The organism is Frankia sp. CoBUL1, from assembly GCF_978021245.1.
Map to the genome: position 1 here is coordinate 3,405 of NZ_CDXDOS010000037.1, position 18,274 is coordinate 21,678.

General features: G+C 69.7%; 16 protein-coding genes, 1 tRNA gene and 1 pseudogene. 8 read left to right on the top strand and 10 right to left on the bottom strand.

The window, feature by feature from the left end:
• Positions 1-81: 81 nt before the first annotated feature.
• The gene (locus tag AC08OX_RS05445; protein ID WP_476606808.1) at positions 82-699 is read right to left on the bottom strand and encodes an alpha/beta hydrolase family protein; all 618 of its coding nucleotides are present in this window, start codon (positions 697-699) and stop codon (positions 82-84) included.
• 185 nt (positions 700-884) lie between these two features.
• On the opposite strand from AC08OX_RS05445, the gene AC08OX_RS05450 reads away from it, so the two are divergent.
• From AC08OX_RS05450 to AC08OX_RS05470, 5 genes are all read left to right on the top strand, one after another.
• Positions 885-1,673 (top strand): methyltransferase domain-containing protein, encoded by a 789-nt coding sequence (locus AC08OX_RS05450; RefSeq protein ID WP_476606809.1) that lies wholly within the window; start codon positions 885-887, stop codon positions 1,671-1,673.
• A gap of 210 nt (positions 1,674-1,883) precedes the next feature.
• The gene (aroA, locus tag AC08OX_RS05455) at positions 1,884-3,224 is read left to right on the top strand and encodes a 3-phosphoshikimate 1-carboxyvinyltransferase (RefSeq protein ID WP_476606819.1); all 1,341 of its coding nucleotides are present in this window, start codon (positions 1,884-1,886) and stop codon (positions 3,222-3,224) included.
• Between the two features lie 54 nt (positions 3,225-3,278).
• Positions 3,279-4,265 (top strand): ribosome small subunit-dependent GTPase A, encoded by a 987-nt coding sequence (gene rsgA, locus AC08OX_RS05460; protein WP_476606810.1) that lies wholly within the window; start codon positions 3,279-3,281, stop codon positions 4,263-4,265.
• A gap of 101 nt (positions 4,266-4,366) precedes the next feature.
• Positions 4,367-5,212 (top strand): histidinol-phosphatase, encoded by an 846-nt coding sequence (gene hisN, locus AC08OX_RS05465; RefSeq protein WP_476606811.1) that lies wholly within the window; start codon positions 4,367-4,369, stop codon positions 5,210-5,212.
• Positions 5,209-5,928 carry a glycerophosphodiester phosphodiesterase gene (locus AC08OX_RS05470; RefSeq protein WP_476606812.1) on the top strand — a complete coding sequence of 240 codons (720 nt, stop codon included), beginning with the start codon at positions 5,209-5,211 and terminating at the stop codon, positions 5,926-5,928. The genes hisN and AC08OX_RS05470 overlap by 4 nt, the downstream gene beginning before the upstream one ends.
• Before the next feature lie 308 nt (positions 5,929-6,236).
• Here AC08OX_RS05470 and AC08OX_RS05475 read toward each other — a convergent pair whose 3' ends face one another.
• From AC08OX_RS05475 to AC08OX_RS05490, 4 genes are all read right to left on the bottom strand, one after another.
• Positions 6,237-6,434: a hypothetical protein gene (locus AC08OX_RS05475; RefSeq protein WP_035729797.1), complete on the bottom strand. Its 198-nt coding sequence runs from the start codon at positions 6,432-6,434 to the stop codon at positions 6,237-6,239.
• A gap of 418 nt (positions 6,435-6,852) precedes the next feature.
• On the bottom strand, positions 6,853-7,926 hold the full coding sequence (locus AC08OX_RS05480; protein WP_476606813.1) for an alpha/beta fold hydrolase: 1,074 nt from the start codon (positions 7,924-7,926) through the stop codon (positions 6,853-6,855).
• A gap of 177 nt (positions 7,927-8,103) precedes the next feature.
• Entirely contained in the window at positions 8,104-9,534 is a 1,431-nt protein-coding gene (locus tag AC08OX_RS05485) for a gamma-aminobutyraldehyde dehydrogenase (RefSeq protein WP_476606814.1), read from the bottom strand.
• Positions 9,535-9,566: 32 nt separating this feature from the next.
• Positions 9,567-10,970, bottom strand: coding sequence for an aspartate aminotransferase family protein (locus AC08OX_RS05490; RefSeq protein ID WP_476606815.1), 1,404 nt, complete (start codon positions 10,968-10,970; stop codon positions 9,567-9,569).
• Positions 10,971-11,165: 195 nt separating this feature from the next.
• Between AC08OX_RS05490 and AC08OX_RS05495 the strand changes: the two genes are divergently transcribed.
• Together AC08OX_RS05495 and AC08OX_RS05500 are read left to right on the top strand one after the other, a co-directional pair.
• On the top strand, positions 11,166-11,654 hold the full coding sequence (locus AC08OX_RS05495) for an Lrp/AsnC family transcriptional regulator (protein WP_476606816.1): 489 nt from the start codon (positions 11,166-11,168) through the stop codon (positions 11,652-11,654).
• 190 nt (positions 11,655-11,844) lie between these two features.
• The gene (locus AC08OX_RS05500) at positions 11,845-12,159 is read left to right on the top strand and encodes a DUF6907 domain-containing protein (RefSeq protein ID WP_023841369.1); all 315 of its coding nucleotides are present in this window, start codon (positions 11,845-11,847) and stop codon (positions 12,157-12,159) included.
• A 267-nt stretch (positions 12,160-12,426) separates the two neighbouring features.
• Here AC08OX_RS05500 and AC08OX_RS05505 read toward each other — a convergent pair.
• Together AC08OX_RS05505 and AC08OX_RS05510 are read right to left on the bottom strand one after the other, a co-directional pair.
• Positions 12,427-12,503, bottom strand: a tRNA-Met gene (locus tag AC08OX_RS05505).
• Between the two features lie 40 nt (positions 12,504-12,543).
• Entirely contained in the window at positions 12,544-15,642 is a 3,099-nt protein-coding gene (locus tag AC08OX_RS05510; protein ID WP_476606817.1) for a UPF0182 family membrane protein, read from the bottom strand.
• Positions 15,643-15,744: 102 nt separating this feature from the next.
• On the opposite strand from AC08OX_RS05510, the gene AC08OX_RS05515 reads away from it, so the two are divergent.
• On the top strand, positions 15,745-16,251 hold the full coding sequence (locus AC08OX_RS05515; RefSeq protein WP_011438157.1) for a PPA1309 family protein: 507 nt from the start codon (positions 15,745-15,747) through the stop codon (positions 16,249-16,251).
• A gap of 124 nt (positions 16,252-16,375) precedes the next feature.
• Here AC08OX_RS05515 and AC08OX_RS05520 read toward each other — a convergent pair whose 3' ends face one another.
• The 3 genes and pseudogenes from AC08OX_RS05520 to AC08OX_RS05530 form a co-directional block, all read right to left on the bottom strand.
• Positions 16,376-17,413: a YlbL family protein gene (locus AC08OX_RS05520; protein ID WP_476606818.1), complete on the bottom strand. Its 1,038-nt coding sequence runs from the start codon at positions 17,411-17,413 to the stop codon at positions 16,376-16,378.
• Between the two features lie 282 nt (positions 17,414-17,695).
• A complete protein-coding gene (locus tag AC08OX_RS05525) occupies positions 17,696-17,881 on the bottom strand; it encodes a hypothetical protein (RefSeq protein ID WP_198030946.1) in 186 nt (61 codons plus the stop codon).
• 150 nt (positions 17,882-18,031) lie between these two features.
• Positions 18,032-18,124 (bottom strand): annotated as a pseudogene (locus AC08OX_RS05530) (molybdenum cofactor biosynthesis protein MoaE); the annotation flags it as partial.
• Positions 18,125-18,274: the final 150 nt, after the last annotated feature.

Below are 18,274 nucleotides of genomic sequence, written 5' to 3' on the forward strand. Positions count from 1 at the left end.
TGCTGCTCCCAGGAGTCATGAAGCCTCCGTGACGTCGTCTGGCTGCCGGTTAGCTGTCGGCTGACTGCCCGCACAACCGGATCAGCCCGCGGATGATTCCCGCAGCCAGAATGCGCCGACCCGGGCCGCTTCGGCCACGGCCTCGCCGGGCGGACGCGCATCCCGTCGGCGGGTCCGGAAGGAGTGGTCGGCTCCCGCGACGAGATGGATCTCGCGGCCGAGTTCCGGATCGGGCCGCGGTCGCCCGAAGGAGTCCCGCTCACCCTGGACGACGAGCACCGGGACGCCCGCACCGTCGAGTTCGTCCTGCCGCGACGGCCTGGTTCTGCCTGCCGGCGTGGTTCCCGGTGGCTGGAGCGGGAAGCCGAGGGCGAGCACGCCGCGCGCCTCGAGCCCGGCCGCGACCCGCATAGCCACCCGCGATCCCATCGAGGCACCGGCGAAGGCCAACGGGCGCGGCGGGCCCAGCGCCTCGACCGCGGCGATCGCGACCGCGTCGAGCCGGGCCGGCCGGTCCGGCGCCCGGCGCCCGGCGACGCGGTACGGCATCTCCAGCCGCGCCACCTGCACCCCGACAGAGGTGAGATATGCCGCAAGTTGCACGAAAAGCGGCGTGTCCGTGCCAGTCCCGGCTCCGTGCAGGAAAAGCACCGTCGACTCCGCCGTGCCGGGAACCACCAGCAGCCGTCCGCCGTCCACAGCTGTGAGCGGTCCATTACCCGGGACCTGCCCGGGGTCGGCGGCGGTGGACGGCGAATCCGGTGCGCATCTATCCGCACGAACAGGGAAGGACACGGCGTGGTCGAGCCTGGAATCTGTCAGACTTCCGCCTTGAGTGTGTGACTTACCTCGCATCATCGCCCCTCGAAGGGTAGGAACGTTTCATGCCGCCTGGCCCCGACGCCGATCCGGGTCCGTCTCGCGGACGAGCGAACACCCTGGTCTGCGAGGCTCCAGCCAACAGTGACGACCCATACTGGGCGTTCTACGAAGAGGTCGCGGCGGTCCAGCTCCGCGAATGGCTACCGTCCCGGCCCGCGCGGGTGCTCGACGTCTCCGGCCCGCGGGCCCGCTTCGCCCGCCAGATGGTGAGCACCGGCCATCAGGTCGTCCGGGTGGTCACCAGCGCCCTGCCGCCCGATCCGGCAAGCGGTCCCGGGACGCTTCTGCCGGTGGTGGGAGACGCCCGATCGCTGGACTGGTTCGCTCCCGGTTCCTTTGACGCCGTCCTCGCCGAGGCTCGGGCGCTGTCGTTCTGCCTCGCCACCGAGACCATCCTGGAGGAGATCCATCGGATGCTGCGGCCGGGCGGCCGGCTGCTGCTCTGCGTCGACTCCCTGCTGCTCGGACTCGCCCGGCTCGCCGAACAGCACCGCTGGGCGGAGCTGTCCGACGTCCCGCGGGCGGACGTGGTGCTCGTGCCGGCGGAAGACGGAACGATCACCCGGTGTTTCTGGCCCGAGGAACTTCGGGCACTGCTGACCAGCGCAGGGCTCGACGTGGACTGGATCCGCCCGCGCACCGTGCTCTCCGCGGAGGCGGTCAAGCGCGCGGTCGCCGAGGACGTCTCGTGCTTCCCCACCCTGGTACGCACGGAGGTGGAACTCTCCGCCGAGCGTGAGGGTGAGTCCATCGGCATCCATCTCATCGCCTCGGCCCGCCGGTCCGCCTAAGATCCGGCGCGGCGGTCGGTCCACGCGGGTCAGGGGGCGAGGCGTTCGAGGACGGCCGCGATTCCCAGGAGCCGGGCCTCGTCCCCGTGCCGGCCGGCGGGAATCGGGTGTCGGGAATCAGGTGTCGGGAATCAGGTGTCGGGAATCAGGTGTCGGCCGGCGCATGTCACGATGACGCGGTTGACCCGGGCCGTCGTCCGGCATGCTGTCATGGTGAGCATCCTGACGGGTAGCGAAGCCACCGGAACGCAGTCCGATCCGTGGCCGGCTCCACTCGCACGGCAACCGGTCGAGGCCGTCGTCGCGGTGCCCGGCTCGAAGTCCGGCACAAACCGGGCACTCGTGCTCGCCGCGCTGGCGAACGGAACCTCCCGGCTGCGGGGTGCGCTGCGCTCCCGCGACACCCTGCTGATGGCCGGGGTGCTGAGGACGTTGGGTATCGAAGTATCCACCGAGGGTCCCGACTGGGTCGTCCACGGCCACCCGACACCGAGCGCCGCACCCACCGCGCGCGCGGAGTGCGGAAACGCGGGCACCGTGGCGCGCTTCACCCCGGCACTGGCCACGCTGACCCGCGGCGACGTCGTCTTTGACGGAGACGCGCGGATGCGCGAGCGTCCGCTCACCCCGCTGCTCGGCGCGCTGCGCGAGCTCGGCGCCGAGATCGACGGCGACCGAATGCCCTTCACCGTGCACGGCCGAGGGCGGCTGCGTGGCGGCGAGGTGATCGTGGATGCCTCCCACTCCAGCCAGCTTGTCTCGGGGCTGCTCCTCGCCTCCCCGCACTACGACACCGGGGTGACGGTCGTCCACCGCGGGTCCCGGCTGCCATCGGCTCCCTACCTGGACATGACCGTCGCGGATCTACGGGCCGCCGGTGCCACGGTCGAGGTCGACGCCGTGTGCTCCCCCGCGGCCGGCCCGGTGGCGGACACCCGGCGCTGGCGCGTCGAACCGGGCCGGCCGACCGCCGCGGACCGGACCATCGAACCGGACATGAACAGCGCGGCGGCCTTCCTCGCGGCGGCGGTCGCCACCGGCGGGCGGGTGATGATCCCGGACTGGCCGGAGTCGACCGAGCAGCCCGGCCGGCTGCTGCCCGATCTGCTGGTGGCGATGGGAGGCACGGCCCGGCGCATGCCGGCGGGCCTGGAGATCACCGGCGGCGGTGCCGTCCACGGGATCGACGTCGATCTGTCCGACTTCGGGGAGGCCGCTCCGATACTGACCGCCCTCGCCGTGCTCGCCGACTCGCCGTCACGGCTACGGGGCATCGCGCATCTGCGGCTGCAGGAGACCGACCGGCTGGCCGCCCTGGCCCTCGAACTCGGTCGCCTGGGCGCACGGATCACCGTCGCCGACGACGGACTGGCGATCAGTCCGGCGCCCCTGCACGGCGCCCGACTCGACCCGCACGCCGATCATCGGCTGGCGATGGCCTACGCGGTGGTAGGCCTCGTGGTGCCCGGGATCGTCATCGACAACATCGCGACGACTGGCAAGACGGTGCCGGACTTCCCCGAGATGTGGACGGCGATGCTGGACCAATGAGCGGCGCGACGCGACGCCCCCCGGGCCAGGCCGACGGCGCCGGCGGCTAGTCCGATGGCCCGCGAGCTGGACGAGGACGACGTCCGGGTCCGGCCGGGCCGGGGATCGCGCCCCCGGACCCGGGACCGGCCCGACCATGCCGAGGCGGTCGCGGCGGTGGTAGTGGGTGTCGACCGCGGCCGGTACACCTGCCGGCTCGACGCGATGGCCGACCTCCTGGTCGCGGCCGTGCGCGGTGGGTCGATGCGCCGGACCTCCGTGATAGTCGGTGACCGGGTGGCCCTCGTGGGAGATGTCTCCGGGGCGGCGGGCCTCTTGGCGCGCATCGTCCGCCGCGAGGAACGCACGAGCGTCCTGCGGCGCACCCCCGACGACAGCGATCCGGTGGAGCGCCCGATCGTCGCGAACGCCGACGTCCTGGTCATCGTCTGCGCGGTCACCGATCCGCCGCCGCGGCCCGGCCTGATCGACCGATGCCTGGTCGCCGCCTACGACGGCGGGCTCTCCCCGGTCCTGTGCCTGACCAAGACGGATCTCGCGGATCCGGCAGTGCTGGTGGACCTGTACCGCCCACTCGGACTCCCCGTCGTGACCACGCGCCCCGGTGGGGACCTGCGCGCGCTGCTGGAGCTGCTGACCAATCGGGTCAGTGTGCTGTTCGGGCACAGCGGGGTCGGCAAGTCCACCCTGGTGAACCGGCTGGTGCCGGCGGCGGACCGGGCGATCGGCGAGGTCAACGCCGTGACCGGCCGCGGCCGGCACACCTCGTCGGCCGCTGTCGCACTGCGGCTGTCCCAGGGGGGCACTGTCGTGGACACCCCGGGTGTCCGGTCGTTCGGGCTCGGCGCGGTGTCCCCGGACCGGGTGCTGCGCGCCTTCGAGGACCTCGCCGCGGCCGCCGCGCACTGTCAGCCCGGATGCGAGCACCTGGCGCCGTCCCCCGACTGCGCTCTGGACTCGGCGGTGCGGGACGGCCATGCCGACGCCGCCCGGCTGGCGAGCCTGCGCCGGCTGCTCGGCACCCGCGGAGCCTCACCTTGATCGCAATAGATCGGGAGATTGGTCACACTCACCCCGCCACCTGGTGTCCAGCGCCCGGGACCACCGACGCGCGGTGGCGCTCGGCTCGTAGTCTCGCAGGCGTGACCCCGCCTAACCCCGCATCCGTGAGCATCGAACCGACCGCGGACTCCGACACCGTCGCCATCGCCGACGATCTGGCCCTCGCGCTCAGCCTCGCGGACGCCGCCGACCGGATCACTCTTTCCCGATTCCAGGCAGTGGACCTGCACGTCGAGTCGAAGCCGGACAACACCCCGGTCTCCGACGCCGACACCGCCGTCGAGTCCATGATCCGCAAACGGCTCGCCGTGGCCCGGCCGGGCGACGCCGTGCTCGGCGAGGAGGAGGGTCTCGTCGGATCGGGCGCCCGTCGGCGCTGGATCCTGGACCCCGTTGACGGCACCAAGAACTTCGTGCGCGGCGTGCCCGTCTGGGGCACCCTGCTCGGACTCGAGGTGGACGGCGAGATGGTCGTCGGGGTCGCGAGCGCCCCGGCGATGAGCCGACGGTGGTGGGGAGCCCGGGGCACCGGCGCCTTCACTCGCGACGCCACTGGCGACACCCGTGCCCTGAAGGTCTCCTCGGTCACCAGCCTGGGTGACGCCTTCCTGTCCTTCGCCTCCGTCGAGGGCTGGCAGACCGCCGACCGGCTGGAGGAGTTCCTCCACCTCGCCGGCCAGGTCTGGCGGACCCGCGCCTACGGCGACTTCTGGTCGCACATGATGGTCGCCGAGGGCGCCGTGGACCTCGCCTGCGAACCCGCGGTGTCGCTCTGGGACATGGCCGCGCTCCAGGTCATCGTCGAGGAGGCCGGTGGCCGGTTCACCGACCTGGGCGGGCGCCGGGGACCGGGACACGGCACGGTGCTCACCACCAACGGGCATCTCCACAACGTCGCGCTGCAGTCGTTCAACGGCTCTTCATGATCGGTTTTGCGCATCGTGGTTCTCCCGCCCCCGGCCAGCGGGAGAACTCCCTGCCCGCGTTCCGTCGCGCTCTGGCCGGCGGGGCGAGTGGGCTGGAGTCGGACGTCTGGCTCGCCGCCGACGGCGTTCCGGTCCTGCATCATGACGGTGTGTTCGGCCCGCCCGGGCGGCGTCGGCGGATTCCCGACCTGACCGCCGACCGCCTGCCGGGGTGGCTGCCAACCCTCGCGGAGTTCTACGCGGAGCTGGGTACGTCCTTCGAGTTCAGTCTTGATCTGAAGGGCCCGCCGGGCAGCTGGGCGGACGCGGCGGCGGCCGTCGTCACCGTCGCCCGCGAGGCCGGTGGCGGCGAGGCCGCGAGGCGGCTGTGGCTGTGCGGCGGGCTCACGGACCTCGCGAAATACCGACCGCTGGATGACGACGTCCGGCTGGTGAACTCGACGTCGATCCGCGACATCGTCACCGGCGGCGGAATGACCGCGTACGGCGATGAACTCCGGGCTGTCGGAGTCACCGCCCTCAACCTGCGCGCGCGTGAATGGACCCCACCACGGGCCGGCATCGTCGGTGTTCTCCACGACCTGGGTATCGCCGTGTTCGGGTGGGATGCGCAACGAACAACCACACTGACCCGGCTAGCCGGCTACGGGCTCGATGCGGTCTACAGTGACCATCTACGCCGGCTGGTACGCGTGACGGGTGCCACCCGGGCATAGCCAGCAGGGGTGCCCGGTGAGGCGACTGTCGTAGATGCGCCAAGGTCAGACGAATTGGGTGGTCAACCAGGCGAAGTCGTTGATTCAGTTGTGCGCAGCGTGACGCGACTCCGGCACACCGTCATATCACTGCTGGTTAGGATAGCGCCGTGCAAGCTATAGCCGGCGTCGCCCTCGATCACCAGGGAAAGATCGGTTCCCCGAACCTGCGGATTGACCACGAAAGGGATAACACTCACTCCCGCGCCGGCGGCCGACGATGGCGCATCGTGGCACTTTCTTGACACCGGGATGTCGGGAGGCTGCACTCAGTCCTCCTCGGCGACTTTCAGCATCTGCTCCGGAAACCCGGTGCGTTCCGCCACATGCTCGACGGAGTATCCCTGTCGTAGCAGGTCACGAGCCTGTTCCAGGGTCCAGCCCCGACCGGGGTCGACCCGGCGGACAACCACCTCACTCGCCTGGCGCCGTTCCTGGGGCCAGCTGAGTCGTGCACGGCGTGCCAAGGGTCGACCTCCGAGATTTGAGAGGACTTTGGTGTTACGCCACCAAGGATAGGCCATATTGACGTCGGCCTGCCCGTTGAACTCCACGATAGCGGGTGCCGACCAGTTAATGCAGACCCGAGCCGGAAGACAGCGCATCACGCGAAGACTCTGGCCCGAACAGGCGGCACGCCAAGAGGTACGAGAGTCCTTGATCCTCGGCTGGCCGGATCCATCGGTGACCGGGAAGAGCTTCCGCGAGAGCGGTTCAGCCGAGAACGGCACCGACGCATCTCACCGGGTGACTTCCCGCAAGGCATGGCTATGGATGGCCAACCGGGTCGTGGATGCATAGCGGGTCCGCTCCGATGCGACGGGTCACCTCGGTGAACGTATAACGGCGGATCCCGGCCCCGCGGTGGCCGGCAGCCGTGCCCGTTTATCGGCTCCGGGTGAGGCCACGACCGAGGCCACGACCCGCGGCTTCCGCCGGGGCCGAACGCGCGCCCGACGGCTGGGCGGCGGGCGCGGACACTTCCGTGGTCCTGGTCGAGCGGCCGTGCTCACGCAGCATCGTCCGCCACTGCTGCGGGGAGTGACTCGCCGGCCGGGTGGTCGCCAGAAAATCCTCGAGAACCGCCCGGAAGCGTTCGGGGTCAGTGTGATGGGGGAAATGCCCGGCACCGGCAAAGATCTCCAGGCGGCTCCCCGGCATCGCCTCGTGCGCCATCCACGCGTGCTCAACCGGGATGACGGCATCCCGGTCACCCCAGACGATCAGCGAGGGCATCCCGGCGGCGAGGTAGCACCGGTCCAGCATCGTGATGGACTGCCCACGCCCGTCCACCGCCGACCGTAGCGTGCGCAGGAACGCCGCCCGCGCGGTGGGTACGCCCAGCGAGTCGAAGACGTTCAGGAGATCGTCGGCGTCCCGCCCGAGATCGGTGTGCAGCAGGCGCAGCGCGTGCATTCCGGTCCAGCCGGCGACCCGCACCGGCGGCATGCCGATCAGGGACAGCACCGCCCCGGCTCCGGGCACGGCCGCCGCCCGCAGCGCGGGATGCAGGTGCGGCCCGACCCCGCCGGTGGCGACCAGCACCAACCGCTCGCAGCGCTCCGGGAACTGGTAGGCGAACTGCATGGCCACCCCGCCGCCCAGCGAGTGTCCGACGACCGTGGCGCGCTCGACCCCGAGGATGGTGAGCAGGTCTCGCATGCCGCACGCGTAGCCGGCCACCGAGTAGTCACCGCGCGGTTTGTCCGACTCACCGTGTCCCAGCAGGTCGGGAGCGATGACGGTGTGCCGGCGGGCCAACTTCGGGATGATCGAGGCCCAGGTGCGCGCGTTGTCCCCGATGCCATGGATGAGCAGCAGAACCGGCCCGCGCCCGGCCCGCAGATAGCACCGCCGGTACCCGTGGACCGTGACGAAGCGGGAGGTCAGCGGGCCCACCCGGGGCACGCCATGGGCACGGCCGCCTCCGGTGCTCGTCGTCCCGTCTGCCGATGCCACGACCGAGGCTGGATTCTTCCTCACTCGCCACCACCCACCCGCGACTCGCCGCCACCCACCTGCCCCCGCTCGAAGCACACCATCCTACTTCCACGACCTACCCCGGGAGCCCGCCCGGGACTCGCACCCGGCTCCCCGCGCCCGACCGCTTCTGACCTGGTGGTCAGAACCTGATGGTCAGAATTCGATGTTGCTCATCACATGCTTGATCCTGGTGTAGTCCTCCAGGCCGTAGACCGACAGATCCTTGCCGTACCCGCTCTTCTTGAACCCACCGTGCGGCATCTCCGCCACCAGCCGGATGTGCGTGTTGATCCATACGCAGCCGAAGTCCAGTCGGCGGGCGACCCGCAGGGCCCGGCCGTGATCGCGGGTCCAGACGCTGGAGGCCAGGCCGTATTCGACCCCGTTGGCCCAGGCGACCGCGGTGTCCTCCGAGTCAAACCGCTGCACCGTGATGATCGGGCCGAACACCTCGGACTGGATGAGCTCGTCGTCCTGGCGCAGACCCGAGACGACCGTGGCCGGGTAGAAGTAGCCCGCCCGGTCCAGCGGAGCACCGCCGGCGAGCACCTCGGCATGTTCGGGTGCCCGCTCCACGAAACCGCTCACCCGGGCCAGTTGGCCCGCGTTGTTGAGGGGCCCGTAGTCGACGTCGGGCTCCTCCGGCGATCCAGTCGCAGTCTTCCCGGCCGCCTCGGCCAGGGCGGCTGCGAGGTCGTCGTGGACGCCCGGCGCGGCCAGCACCCTGGTCGCAGCCGTGCAGTCCTGGCCGGCGTTGAAGTACGCGGCCTCGGCGATCTGCCGCGCCACCACCGCCGGATCCACGTCGTCGAAGACGATGACCGGCGCCTTGCCCCCGAGTTCGAGGTGCACCCTCTTCAAGGAGTCCGCCGCGGCCCAGGCGATCTCCATCCCGGCCCGCACGCTGCCGGTCACCGAGACCATCGCCGGGCCCGGATGGGCCACCAGCGCGCGTCCGGTGTCACGATCGCCACACACCACGTTGAGCACGCCGGGCGGGAGGAACTCCGCGGCGATCTCGGCAAGCAGCAGGCTGGAGGCCGGGGTGGTGTCGGAGGGCTTGAGCACGACGGTGTTGCCCGCCGCGATCGCCGGCGCGACCTTCCAGACCGCCATCATCAGCGGGTAGTTCCAGGGCGTGACCTGGGCACAGACCCCGATGGGCTCGCGGCGGACATAACTGGTGTGCCCCGCCAGGTACTCGCCGGCCGACCGGCCCTCGAGCAGCCGCGCGGCCCCGGCGAAGAACCGGATCTGGTCGGCGGACGGCCCGACCTCCTCGTCCACGGTGAGCCGCAGCGGTTTGCCGGTGTTCGCGCTCTCCACCGCCGCGACCTCGTCGGCCCGGTCCTCCAGCGCGTCGGCCACCCGCAGCAGTGCCCGGGACCGCTGCGCGGGCGTGGTGTCCCGCCAGCCTTCGAACGCCGCGCTCGCGGCCGCCACGGCCGCGTCGACGTCGGCCGGCCCCGACCGGGGTGCCTGCGCCAGCAGGTCCGCCGTCGACGGGTTCAGGATGGGCATTGTCTCGCCATCGACGGCCGGGGTGGAGACGCCACCGATGAGATTGGCGAAGATCGCATCCATGTCTCTGGTCCCTCCTGGGGGATCGGGCCGGCTCAGCCGACGAGGTCCCGGGCCATCTGGTCGAGGCTGTCGAGGTAGCGGTCGACATCGGCGTCGGTGTGCTGCACCGACAACGTCCACTCCTCCTCGCGCCCGGGCGCCATGAGGACGTTGCGGTTGGCGTTGTAGAGCCAGGCCAGTTCGGGCAACTCGACGTTCTGGTGCGCCATGAACGAGGTGTAGTCACGGATCGGGGCGTCAGTGAAGTGCACGCATCCCTTCGAGCTGATGCCGACGGTGTAGCCGGGAATGCCGTGCCGGGTCAGGATCTCGTCGCAGCCGGCGGTCAACCGGCCACCCAGCCGATCGAGGTGGGTGTAGGCGTCGGGAGTGAGCACCTCGAACAGGCTCGCCCGGGCGGCAGCCATGGTCAGCGGGTTGCCGTTGTACGTGCCGACCTGTTTCACCCGGTCCGAGGCCACGGCCTCCATCAGTTCCGCCGTCGCGCCGATCGCCCCGGACGGCAGCCCGCCACCGAGCGCCTTGGCCAGGGTCACCAGGTCCGGGCGCACGCCGAACCTCTCGGTGGCCCCACCGGCCGCCACACACAGCCCCGTCTTGACCTCGTCGAAGATCAGGATAACCCCGTACCGGGAGGTGATCTCCCGGACCGCCGCCAGGTAACCGGGCTCCGGCAGGACGACGCCGAGGTTCATCATCGCCGCCTCCATGATCACACAGGCAGGCAGGCGTCCCTCGGCGGCGAGCGCGGCGATCCGCCGCTCCATCGCCGGAGCGTCGTTGAAGGGGACCGGCACCGTGAGGTCGACGACCACCCGGGGGATCCCGGCACCGTAACCTAGCGAGTTCATGTTCTCGGCCGGACCGATGTCGTCGTACGGGGTCCCGATCGACACCATCACGTAGTCGTGGTGCCCGTGGTACGAACCGAAGATCTTGACGATCGTGTCGCGGCCGGTGACGCCGCGGGCGATGCGGATCGCGTCCATCGTCGCCTCGGAGCCGGAGTTGACGTAGCGCCACTGCGGCAGCCCGAAGCGGCGGGCCAACTCCTCGCTGACCACCACGCAGTCCTCGGTGGGCATCGCGAAGTGCGTACCGAGCGCCACCCGCTCGGTCACGGCCCGCACGATCGCCGGGTGGGCGTGCCCCTGCACCATCGAACCGAACCCGTTGTGGAAGTCGGAGTATTCGTTGCCGTCGACGTCCCAGACCTTCGACCCGAGACCGCGGGTGAGGTAGATCGGCCAGGGATCACGCACCTGGTAGGACGACGGCACCCCGGAGGTCATCGACCGCACCGCCCGCGCATGCAGCGCCTCCGAGCCCCGGGTGCGGACGTCGAGGCGGGCGGACTCGCGCGCGGCCAACTCCGCGACCCTGGCCTGCGGCACAACCCGGGTCGCACCGCTCCCGGAGGCAGTCACATTCGACACTATCCACGCATCCTTTCCACCGATCAGCCACTGAAAGCGTAGCCTGATCGGCAGTTTGACGATGGAATCCGTCGAAGATTGCGTGGATAAGGCTCGCTTCCCAGTTCACTCATCGACGGCCATACGATGGCAGCAGGGGCAGGCCAGCGGGAACGGGCGTGAGGAACCGCCACGGAGGACTGAGGAGGACACCGGGTGCAGTCGCGACGGTCGCCCGGCCAGCGACTTAGCTCCGACACCCTGCTGGACGATGTCAACAAGGCCATCATCGAGCAGCTGCAGCAGGACGGCCGGCGATCCTACGCGGCCATGGCGGCGGCGGTCGGGCTCTCCGAGGCGGCCGTGCGCCAACGGGTGCAGCGTCTACTCGACGCCGGCATCATGCAGATCGTCGCCGTCACCGACCCGCTCCGGGTGGGCTTCCACCGGGAGGCGATGATCGGAGTGCGGGTCACCGGGGACACCCGCGTCGTCGCCGACACGATTGCCGCGCTGCCCGAGGTCGATTACGTCGTCCTGACGGCCGGATCCTTCGATCTCATCGTGGAGATCGTCGCCGAGAACGACGAGCACCTGCTCGAACTGATCAACGAGCAGATCCGCGCTCTGCCACAGGTCCTCGCCACCGAGACGTTCGTCTACCTGCGGCTGGTCAAGCAGACCTACGCCTGGGGAGCACGCTGAAACGTCCGGACGCCGACAGCGCGGGCCGCCGGGCGCGGAGGGGAAGCCGGGCCGGGTCGAACATCGATAGGGCGCAGAACCTGCCGACGGGCCGCCGGGCGCGGCGACGCGGGCGGGCATGCGGTTCGGGAGTGTCACCGTTTGTACCGCCGACGGGAACAACCAAGCGGCCACAACAAGAGTCCAACATATGCAACGAACGTCAAATATCTCGGCCCGGACACACGATGGGGTGAACATGGCGCTGGTCCACCATGACCCGCAGGACGGCATTATGGTTACCCGGATCGGGCAGGCGGAGATAACGGTACGTCCCGAGCCACCGGCGAGCGCCGGGAAGGCTCCGGTCATCCTGCTCCGGTTGGATGCGCCCATGCTCGACACCCTTGCCGCGGCCTACCTGGATCCGGACGAGGCCCGCCGGCTGGCCCAAGCGCTGATGCGGGCGGCCGAGGCGGTGCGTCCGGCAAGCCCGTGGCGAACCCCGGGAACCACCCCCCGCTGATCCCGGGACGGGCCCCGCCGCGGGAGAACCCGCCGCCGACGGCCGCCATGCCGGGGGCGGCTCCCGGGCCACCACTGTGCGTCCCGGGCTCGGACGACCGCCAGTCCGGGCCCCGCGCCGCCGGGCGTCGACGCGTATCCCGGCCGGGCACCCGGGTCGCCAACCGGCGGAAGGAGCGGACGGATTCCGATGAAAACGGCCCGTGATAATGATGCCTGCCTAAATGCAAAAGTTCCCTCAGAAAAAATTTCCGAGGGAACTTTCGACTGGTAGCGGGGACAGGATTTGAACCTGTGACCTCTGGGTTATGAGCCCAGCGAGCTACCGAGCTGCTCCACCCCGCGTCGGTGTGTCTTCACTATACAGGGCCGCCATCGGCGGCTGTCAAATCGATGGCGGCCCCAATTTCGGAACTTTCGGGACTAGCCGGGCGCCGGGGGCCCGGGCCCCCGGCGGACCGGGAGTGTCGCCGCCGGCCACGGTCGCCGAAGGAGACGGAGCCGGTGGTTTGGCTGCCGGTGACGCGGGGACCGGTGACGCGGGCACCGACGCACCGGCCCGTGTCGCCGTGGCAGCGGGCGGTGTCGCCGCCGGACTCGACAGAGTACGCAGGCGACCCAGCGCATCAGCCAGCTCGCTCTGGGCCTTCCCGTAGGCGGTGAAGTCCGGCGGGCTCTTGCGCAGGGCGTCCTGCCCCGCCTGGTAGGCGCGGTCGGCGTCGCCCACGGCGTCCTGCAGCGCGGTCTGCCCCGGCGGCGGGACGCCGGCCCCGCCCTGCCCGGATCCGGGAGCCGGCGTGCCGTCCTGACCGGCGTCCGTGGTCGTGGCCCCGGTGCCGGCCCCGGCCGCCGCGGCACCGGCACCGGCACCGGCACCGAAGACCTTGTCCAGGGCCTCACCCAGCGAGGCACCGAAACCGATGCGGTCGCCGAAGGCCGTGGCGACCCCCTGCAGGGTCGGGTAGCCGGTGCTCCCCCTGGCCTGGACGTAGTAGGGCTCGACGTAGAGCAGGCCGCCGGCCAGGGGCAGGGTCAGCAGGTTGCCCTCGATCGTGGTCGCTCCCCCGCTGCGCCATAGTGACAACTGTTTGGCCACGTCGCCGTTGCCCTCGATGGCGTTCTGCACCTGGACCGGACCGTTGATCGTGTTCCCCGCCGGCAGTTTGAGCAGGGTGAACCGGCCGTAGTTGGCGGGGTCACTGGACACCGCCATGTACGCCGCGAGCTTCGAGGACCGGGCGGAGATCAACGGCGAGGTGAGGTTGTAGGACGGGTCTTTGCGCCCGGGAAGCTGGCTGTAGACGTAGAACGGCGGCTGGGGTTGCCCGCTTCCATCCGGCGAGTCGGACACATCCCAGAAGTCCTCCTGGGAGTAGAAGTCCCGCGGGTTGGAGATGTGGTACTGCCCGATCAGATCGCGCTGGACCTTGAACAGGTCCTCCGGATAACGCAAGTGTGCTCGGAGGGACGGCGGGATGTCACTCTTCGGCTTCACCGTGTCCGGGAACGCCTTCATCCAGGTCCGTAGCACCGGGTCGGACTCGTCCCAGGCGTAGAGGGTGACGGTGCCGTTGTAGGCGTCCACTGTCGCCTTCACCGAGTTACGGATGTAGTTGACCTGGTTCGAGGCCTGCCGGGTGCGGTTGCCACTCTGGGTGGTCACCGAGTCGGCGGTCACGTCACCCAGGGTGCGCCGGGCGGAGTAGGGATAGCCGTCGGAGGTTGTGTAACCATCGAGAATCCAGGTCACCCGGCCATTGACGATCGCCGGGTACGGGTCTCCGTCGAGGGTGAGCCAGGGCGCTGCCTTGCTCACCCGGTCCCGCGGGTTTCGCTCGTCCAGGATCCGGGAGTTCTTCGTGATGTCACCGGAGAGCAGGATGTTCTTCTCCCCGAACCGCAGCGCGAACAGCGCCCGACGGAAGGTCGAGCCGATCGAGACCCCACCGTCGCCCTGGTAGGTCGTGGTGACCTGGGTTTCTCCCGGCCCCGGCCCATCGATCTCCATCTGCCTGGTGCCGACGATGGAATACGACGGCGACATCTCCCCGAAGTAGACCCGGTTCTCCTTGATACCGAAGGTACCGTCCTGCGGGAAACCGCTCACGCCGTGATCGAAGTCGGGGCGCCCCACGTCGACGGTGTTCGACGGCGCCGCGACAAATCCCTTGCCGTGGGTATAGGTCAGGTGCTCGTTGATCCAGTTGCGCTGCTGCGTTCCCAGCCCGGCCTGGTTCAGCTCCCGCACCGATACCACGTAGTCCTGGGTCGTCGACTTCTTGTCCGCCCCTGTGACGGTGTACCGGTCGACGTCGAGCGTCGGCGGGAAACCATAGTAGCCGCGGAACTGCTGGAGCTGCTGGAACGTCCGGGAGAGTTTGCTGGGGTCGAGTAGACGGATGTTGGGGACCGTGCCGGTGTCGGCGGCGACCTGCTGGGCGGTGACGTCGGTGCTGGCGGCATAATCCTGCGGCTCGACGTCCTGGATGCCGTAGGCGGCCCGGGTCGCCGCGATGTTGCGCGCGATGTAGGGCTCCTCGCGGGTCGCCTCGTTCGGCCGGACCTGGAACTGCTGGACGATCGCCGGGTAGATCCCGCCGATCACCACCGAGGACAGGACAAGGATGCCCGCGCCGAGCAGCGGCAGCGTCCAGCCCCGCTGGAAGATGTTGTAGATGAACAGCACCGCGCAGGCCAGCGAGATGAACAGCAGGATCAGCTTCGCCGGCAGCACGGCGTGCACATCGGTGTAGGACGCACCGGTCCCCACCCCGCGCGAGGAGAACACCGAGCCGAACCGGTCGAGGTAGTACGCCCACGCCTTAAGCAGGGCGAGCAGCCCGAGTAGCACCGAGATGTGCGCCTTCGCCGCCGGGGTCACCCGTTCCCCCGTGGTCTGCATCCGGATTCCGCCGAACAGGTAGTGGGTCAGCAGGGTGACGAGCAACGACAGCAGCACCGCGCTCAGCAGGAAGCCGAGCAGGAACCGCTGGAAGGGATAGCTGAACGCGTAATAGCTGATATCCCGGTGAAACTGCAGATCAGGGGTCCCGAAAGACTCGCCGTTCACCCACAGCAGCCACGTCCGCCACTGGCCGGCGGCGGACAGACCCGCAGCCAGGCCGAACAGCGTCGTGACCGCGAGCAAGATCAGCAGCATATACGGCTCGATCACCGACCGGTAGCGTTCCAGGTTCTGCTGCTCGGTCGACAACGGCCGAAGCGGCGGCCGTAGCCGGTACGCAAGTACGATGTTGGTCCCGACGATGATCGCCATTACCACGCCGAAAAGGACGAACAGCAAAATCCGGGTGTAGAGGACAGTGGTGAACACCCTGCTGAAGTCGATCGAGCGGTAGAACAGCAGGTCAGTGTATAGCCGGGCGAAGATGGCGATGATCGTGATCGCGAGGACGATGACAAGCAGCACCGGCACGAGCACCCTGGTGCGGGTCAGCACCGGGCGGCGACTGGTGGTTGCCACAGGTTCCTCCGTGCGTCGGTGATTCGGTGATTCGGGACGCGTACCGCCCTAGTACGGCAACCTACGCCAGGGGCTCTGGGGGAGATCGGAGAGGATGGGTCGGTGAACAGCCCGAACATCACGGAGTTGACCTCCGTCGTACTTGAGGTCGAGCGGCACGTCGCCGATTCCGGGTGGGATCAGCCCAGCCAGGTCTACGCGCTGGCCGACACCGCCGACCTGCTGGCGCGAGAACCCGCGCTGGCCCCCCACATCGGCGACTCCCCGCCTGGGTCGCTGACCCCGGTCGAGCAGGAACCGCTGCCGGTGGGGCGGCTCGACGAGGTGCTGGCGGGGATCGGATGGCCGCCGGAGGTGCTCGGATGCGTGCTGGTCACCGAGCTTGTCGTCCTGCCGCCCAGCGCGGAGGAGGAGGCTCCGTACTCCGATCACGAGATCGAGTACTGGGCGGCGAACCATCCCGAACGCCAGGACGTCCGCCTCGCCGTCGGGGTCACCCGCAGCGGGCTGCACGCGTCCTGCCTGCGAGTCCGCGGGGACGACGAACTCGTCATCGATCCGGATCTGGCCGACAACCTCGTCGACGGGCTGCTCGCGACCTTCCAGTGAGTCGACCCGGCGGGCGGCGGCGCACGGCAGCCGCCCGCCCTCTTCCGGCGCCACCGGGCACAACAGCGCCACCGGGCACAACAGCGCCACCGGGCACGCGGATGGGGCGCGCTTGGGGGCGCGCTCAGCAGGAGGGCACCGCCGCGGCCGGATTCGCCCGGAGGGCCTCGACGGCCTTCAGCGCGCCCGCCAGCGATTCCACCTTCACCAGGCGCGGACCGCCGGAGTCGATCGCGCGGGCGTCACCGCAGTTCCCCGCGGGGACCAGGAAGATCGATGCCCCGGACGCCCTGGCCCCGAGGATCTTCTGCTGGATACCGCCGATCGGTCCCACCTCACCGGCGGAGGTGATCGTCCCGGTGCCAGCGATGATCTTTCCTCCGGTCAACGCGCCGGGGGTGAGAAGGTCCACGATGCCCATCGCGAACATCAGCCCGGCACTCGGCCCGCCGACATCGGAGATGCGGATACGAACCGTGAAAGGGTAGGTCCGCTTCTCCGTCGTGGTGACACCGATCATGGCACGAGCGGGGTCGTCGGTGGCGGCCCGGGTCGTGACGGTGGCCGTGGCCGTCTTTCCGTCGCGCCGATAGGTGACCGTCACAGGATGGCCCGGAGCCACCTTCCCGATCTGCCGGCGCAGCTCCCCCTGGTTGGCCACGGCCACCCCACCGACCTGCACGATCACATCGCCCGGCATCAGCTTGCCGGTGGCCGGGGAGCCCGTGGGGACCCCGGCGACCGCGACCGAACGGCCGGTGGGCGCGATACCGAGCTGCGCGAGCGCTGCCGCGGTCGCCTGGTCCTGTGAGTCGAGCATCGCCTGCGCGTTCTCCTGCTGGATCTGCTCCTGACTCGAACCGGGCGGCCTGATCAGCTCGCTGGGGACCACCGCCCGGTCGGAGTCGGACCAGTCCCGCAGCGCGGTGACGAGGTTGAGCCGGGGCGTCTCCTCGACCGTGGTCAGTTCGAGCTTGCCGGCGGTCGGATAGGTCCGCCGGCCGTCCACGGTGATCAAGGACGTCCCGTCAACGCTGCCGAGGGTGTCGGTGACCGGCCCGGGGGCCAAGGTGACGAACGGTACCGGCATCCACAGCCCCGCGACCACGAGAACCAAGGCCAGTACCGACGCGACCACGAGGGTCTGGGTGCGCCGGACCATGCTCGCAGTCTATGTATCAGGGCTCACGGCCCTCGTCCCGGCGCCCGGGAACCGAGGTTCGCCACGACGGTCCGGGGTTGCGGTAATCGACACCGAAAGGCATTCGGTGGCCCGAAAGGCGCGGCGGAAGGCCGGGGCAGAGTCCGGAAGGCCGCGCGGAAGGCCGGGAGGTGGGGAGTAAAGAACGAGATCGAAAGCACGGTCGAGGGACTCGACGGACCACTCGGTCCTGAACCGCCGTCCGGCGGCCGGTGAGACGCCCCGGCCGCCGGACGGAAACGATCAGATGGACTCGGGCGGCGGCGCCGTGTGTCTCGCGGACAACGGCGCCCCGGCCGAGGCGGACCGCCCGGGATGACCGGGATGACCGGGTTCGTCGAGGGCGGTAACGGTACGAACCTCGTGCTGGGCGGGGATCGGTCGGGCCAGCGCGGCCATACTGCGCCGGTAGCCCTCAATCGTGATCATGGCTTCGGAGGTGCGGTCGGGACGGCTGCGTAGGGTGACCCACGCAAGAGTTATGAGCACGGCGACGGGGGGGATCAACAGGAACCACATGGGAGCCTCGACGTCGAGACGGGCAAGAAGATGACTTATTTCTATCGTAGGGTGCCCCGATCAGCAGGCGCCTACCCATTCCGCCGCGCCATCCGCAAAAATCTGGTGTTTCCAAATGGGAACCTGCTCCTTGATGTCATCGATCAGACGACGACGGGTGCAGTTCGGCTCAGGTGAGATCGTCAGGGTGACGGTCGCCAGGTGGTGGGCTGGCGTTGATCAATAAGAGGGCTCCTTCTCGTTACGTTCCGTGGTGACTAGGCCATGGAGGCGGCAACGGGAAGGGGCCTGGGTGTCAGGCTA

What these genes read in the sequence shown, in the direction of transcription:
- AC08OX_RS05470 (WP_476606812.1), top strand. Translation starts at nt 5,209, where the DNA reads ATGATCGGTTTTGCGCATCGTGGTTCTCCCGCCCCCGGCCAGCGGGAG.
- AC08OX_RS05525 (WP_198030946.1), bottom strand. Translation starts at nt 17,881, where the DNA reads ATGATCACGATTGAGGGCTACCGGCGCAGTATGGCCGCGCTGGCCCGA.
- aroA (WP_476606819.1), top strand. Translation starts at nt 1,884, where the DNA reads ATGGTGAGCATCCTGACGGGTAGCGAAGCCACCGGAACGCAGTCCGAT.
- AC08OX_RS05520 (WP_476606818.1), bottom strand. Translation starts at nt 17,413, where the DNA reads ATGGTCCGGCGCACCCAGACCCTCGTGGTCGCGTCGGTACTGGCCTTG.
- AC08OX_RS05485 (WP_476606814.1), bottom strand. Translation starts at nt 9,534, where the DNA reads ATGGATGCGATCTTCGCCAATCTCATCGGTGGCGTCTCCACCCCGGCC.
- AC08OX_RS05450 (WP_476606809.1), top strand. Translation starts at nt 885, where the DNA reads ATGCCGCCTGGCCCCGACGCCGATCCGGGTCCGTCTCGCGGACGAGCG.
- rsgA (WP_476606810.1), top strand. Translation starts at nt 3,279, where the DNA reads ATGGCCCGCGAGCTGGACGAGGACGACGTCCGGGTCCGGCCGGGCCGG.
- AC08OX_RS05500 (WP_023841369.1), top strand. Translation starts at nt 11,845, where the DNA reads ATGCAACGAACGTCAAATATCTCGGCCCGGACACACGATGGGGTGAAC.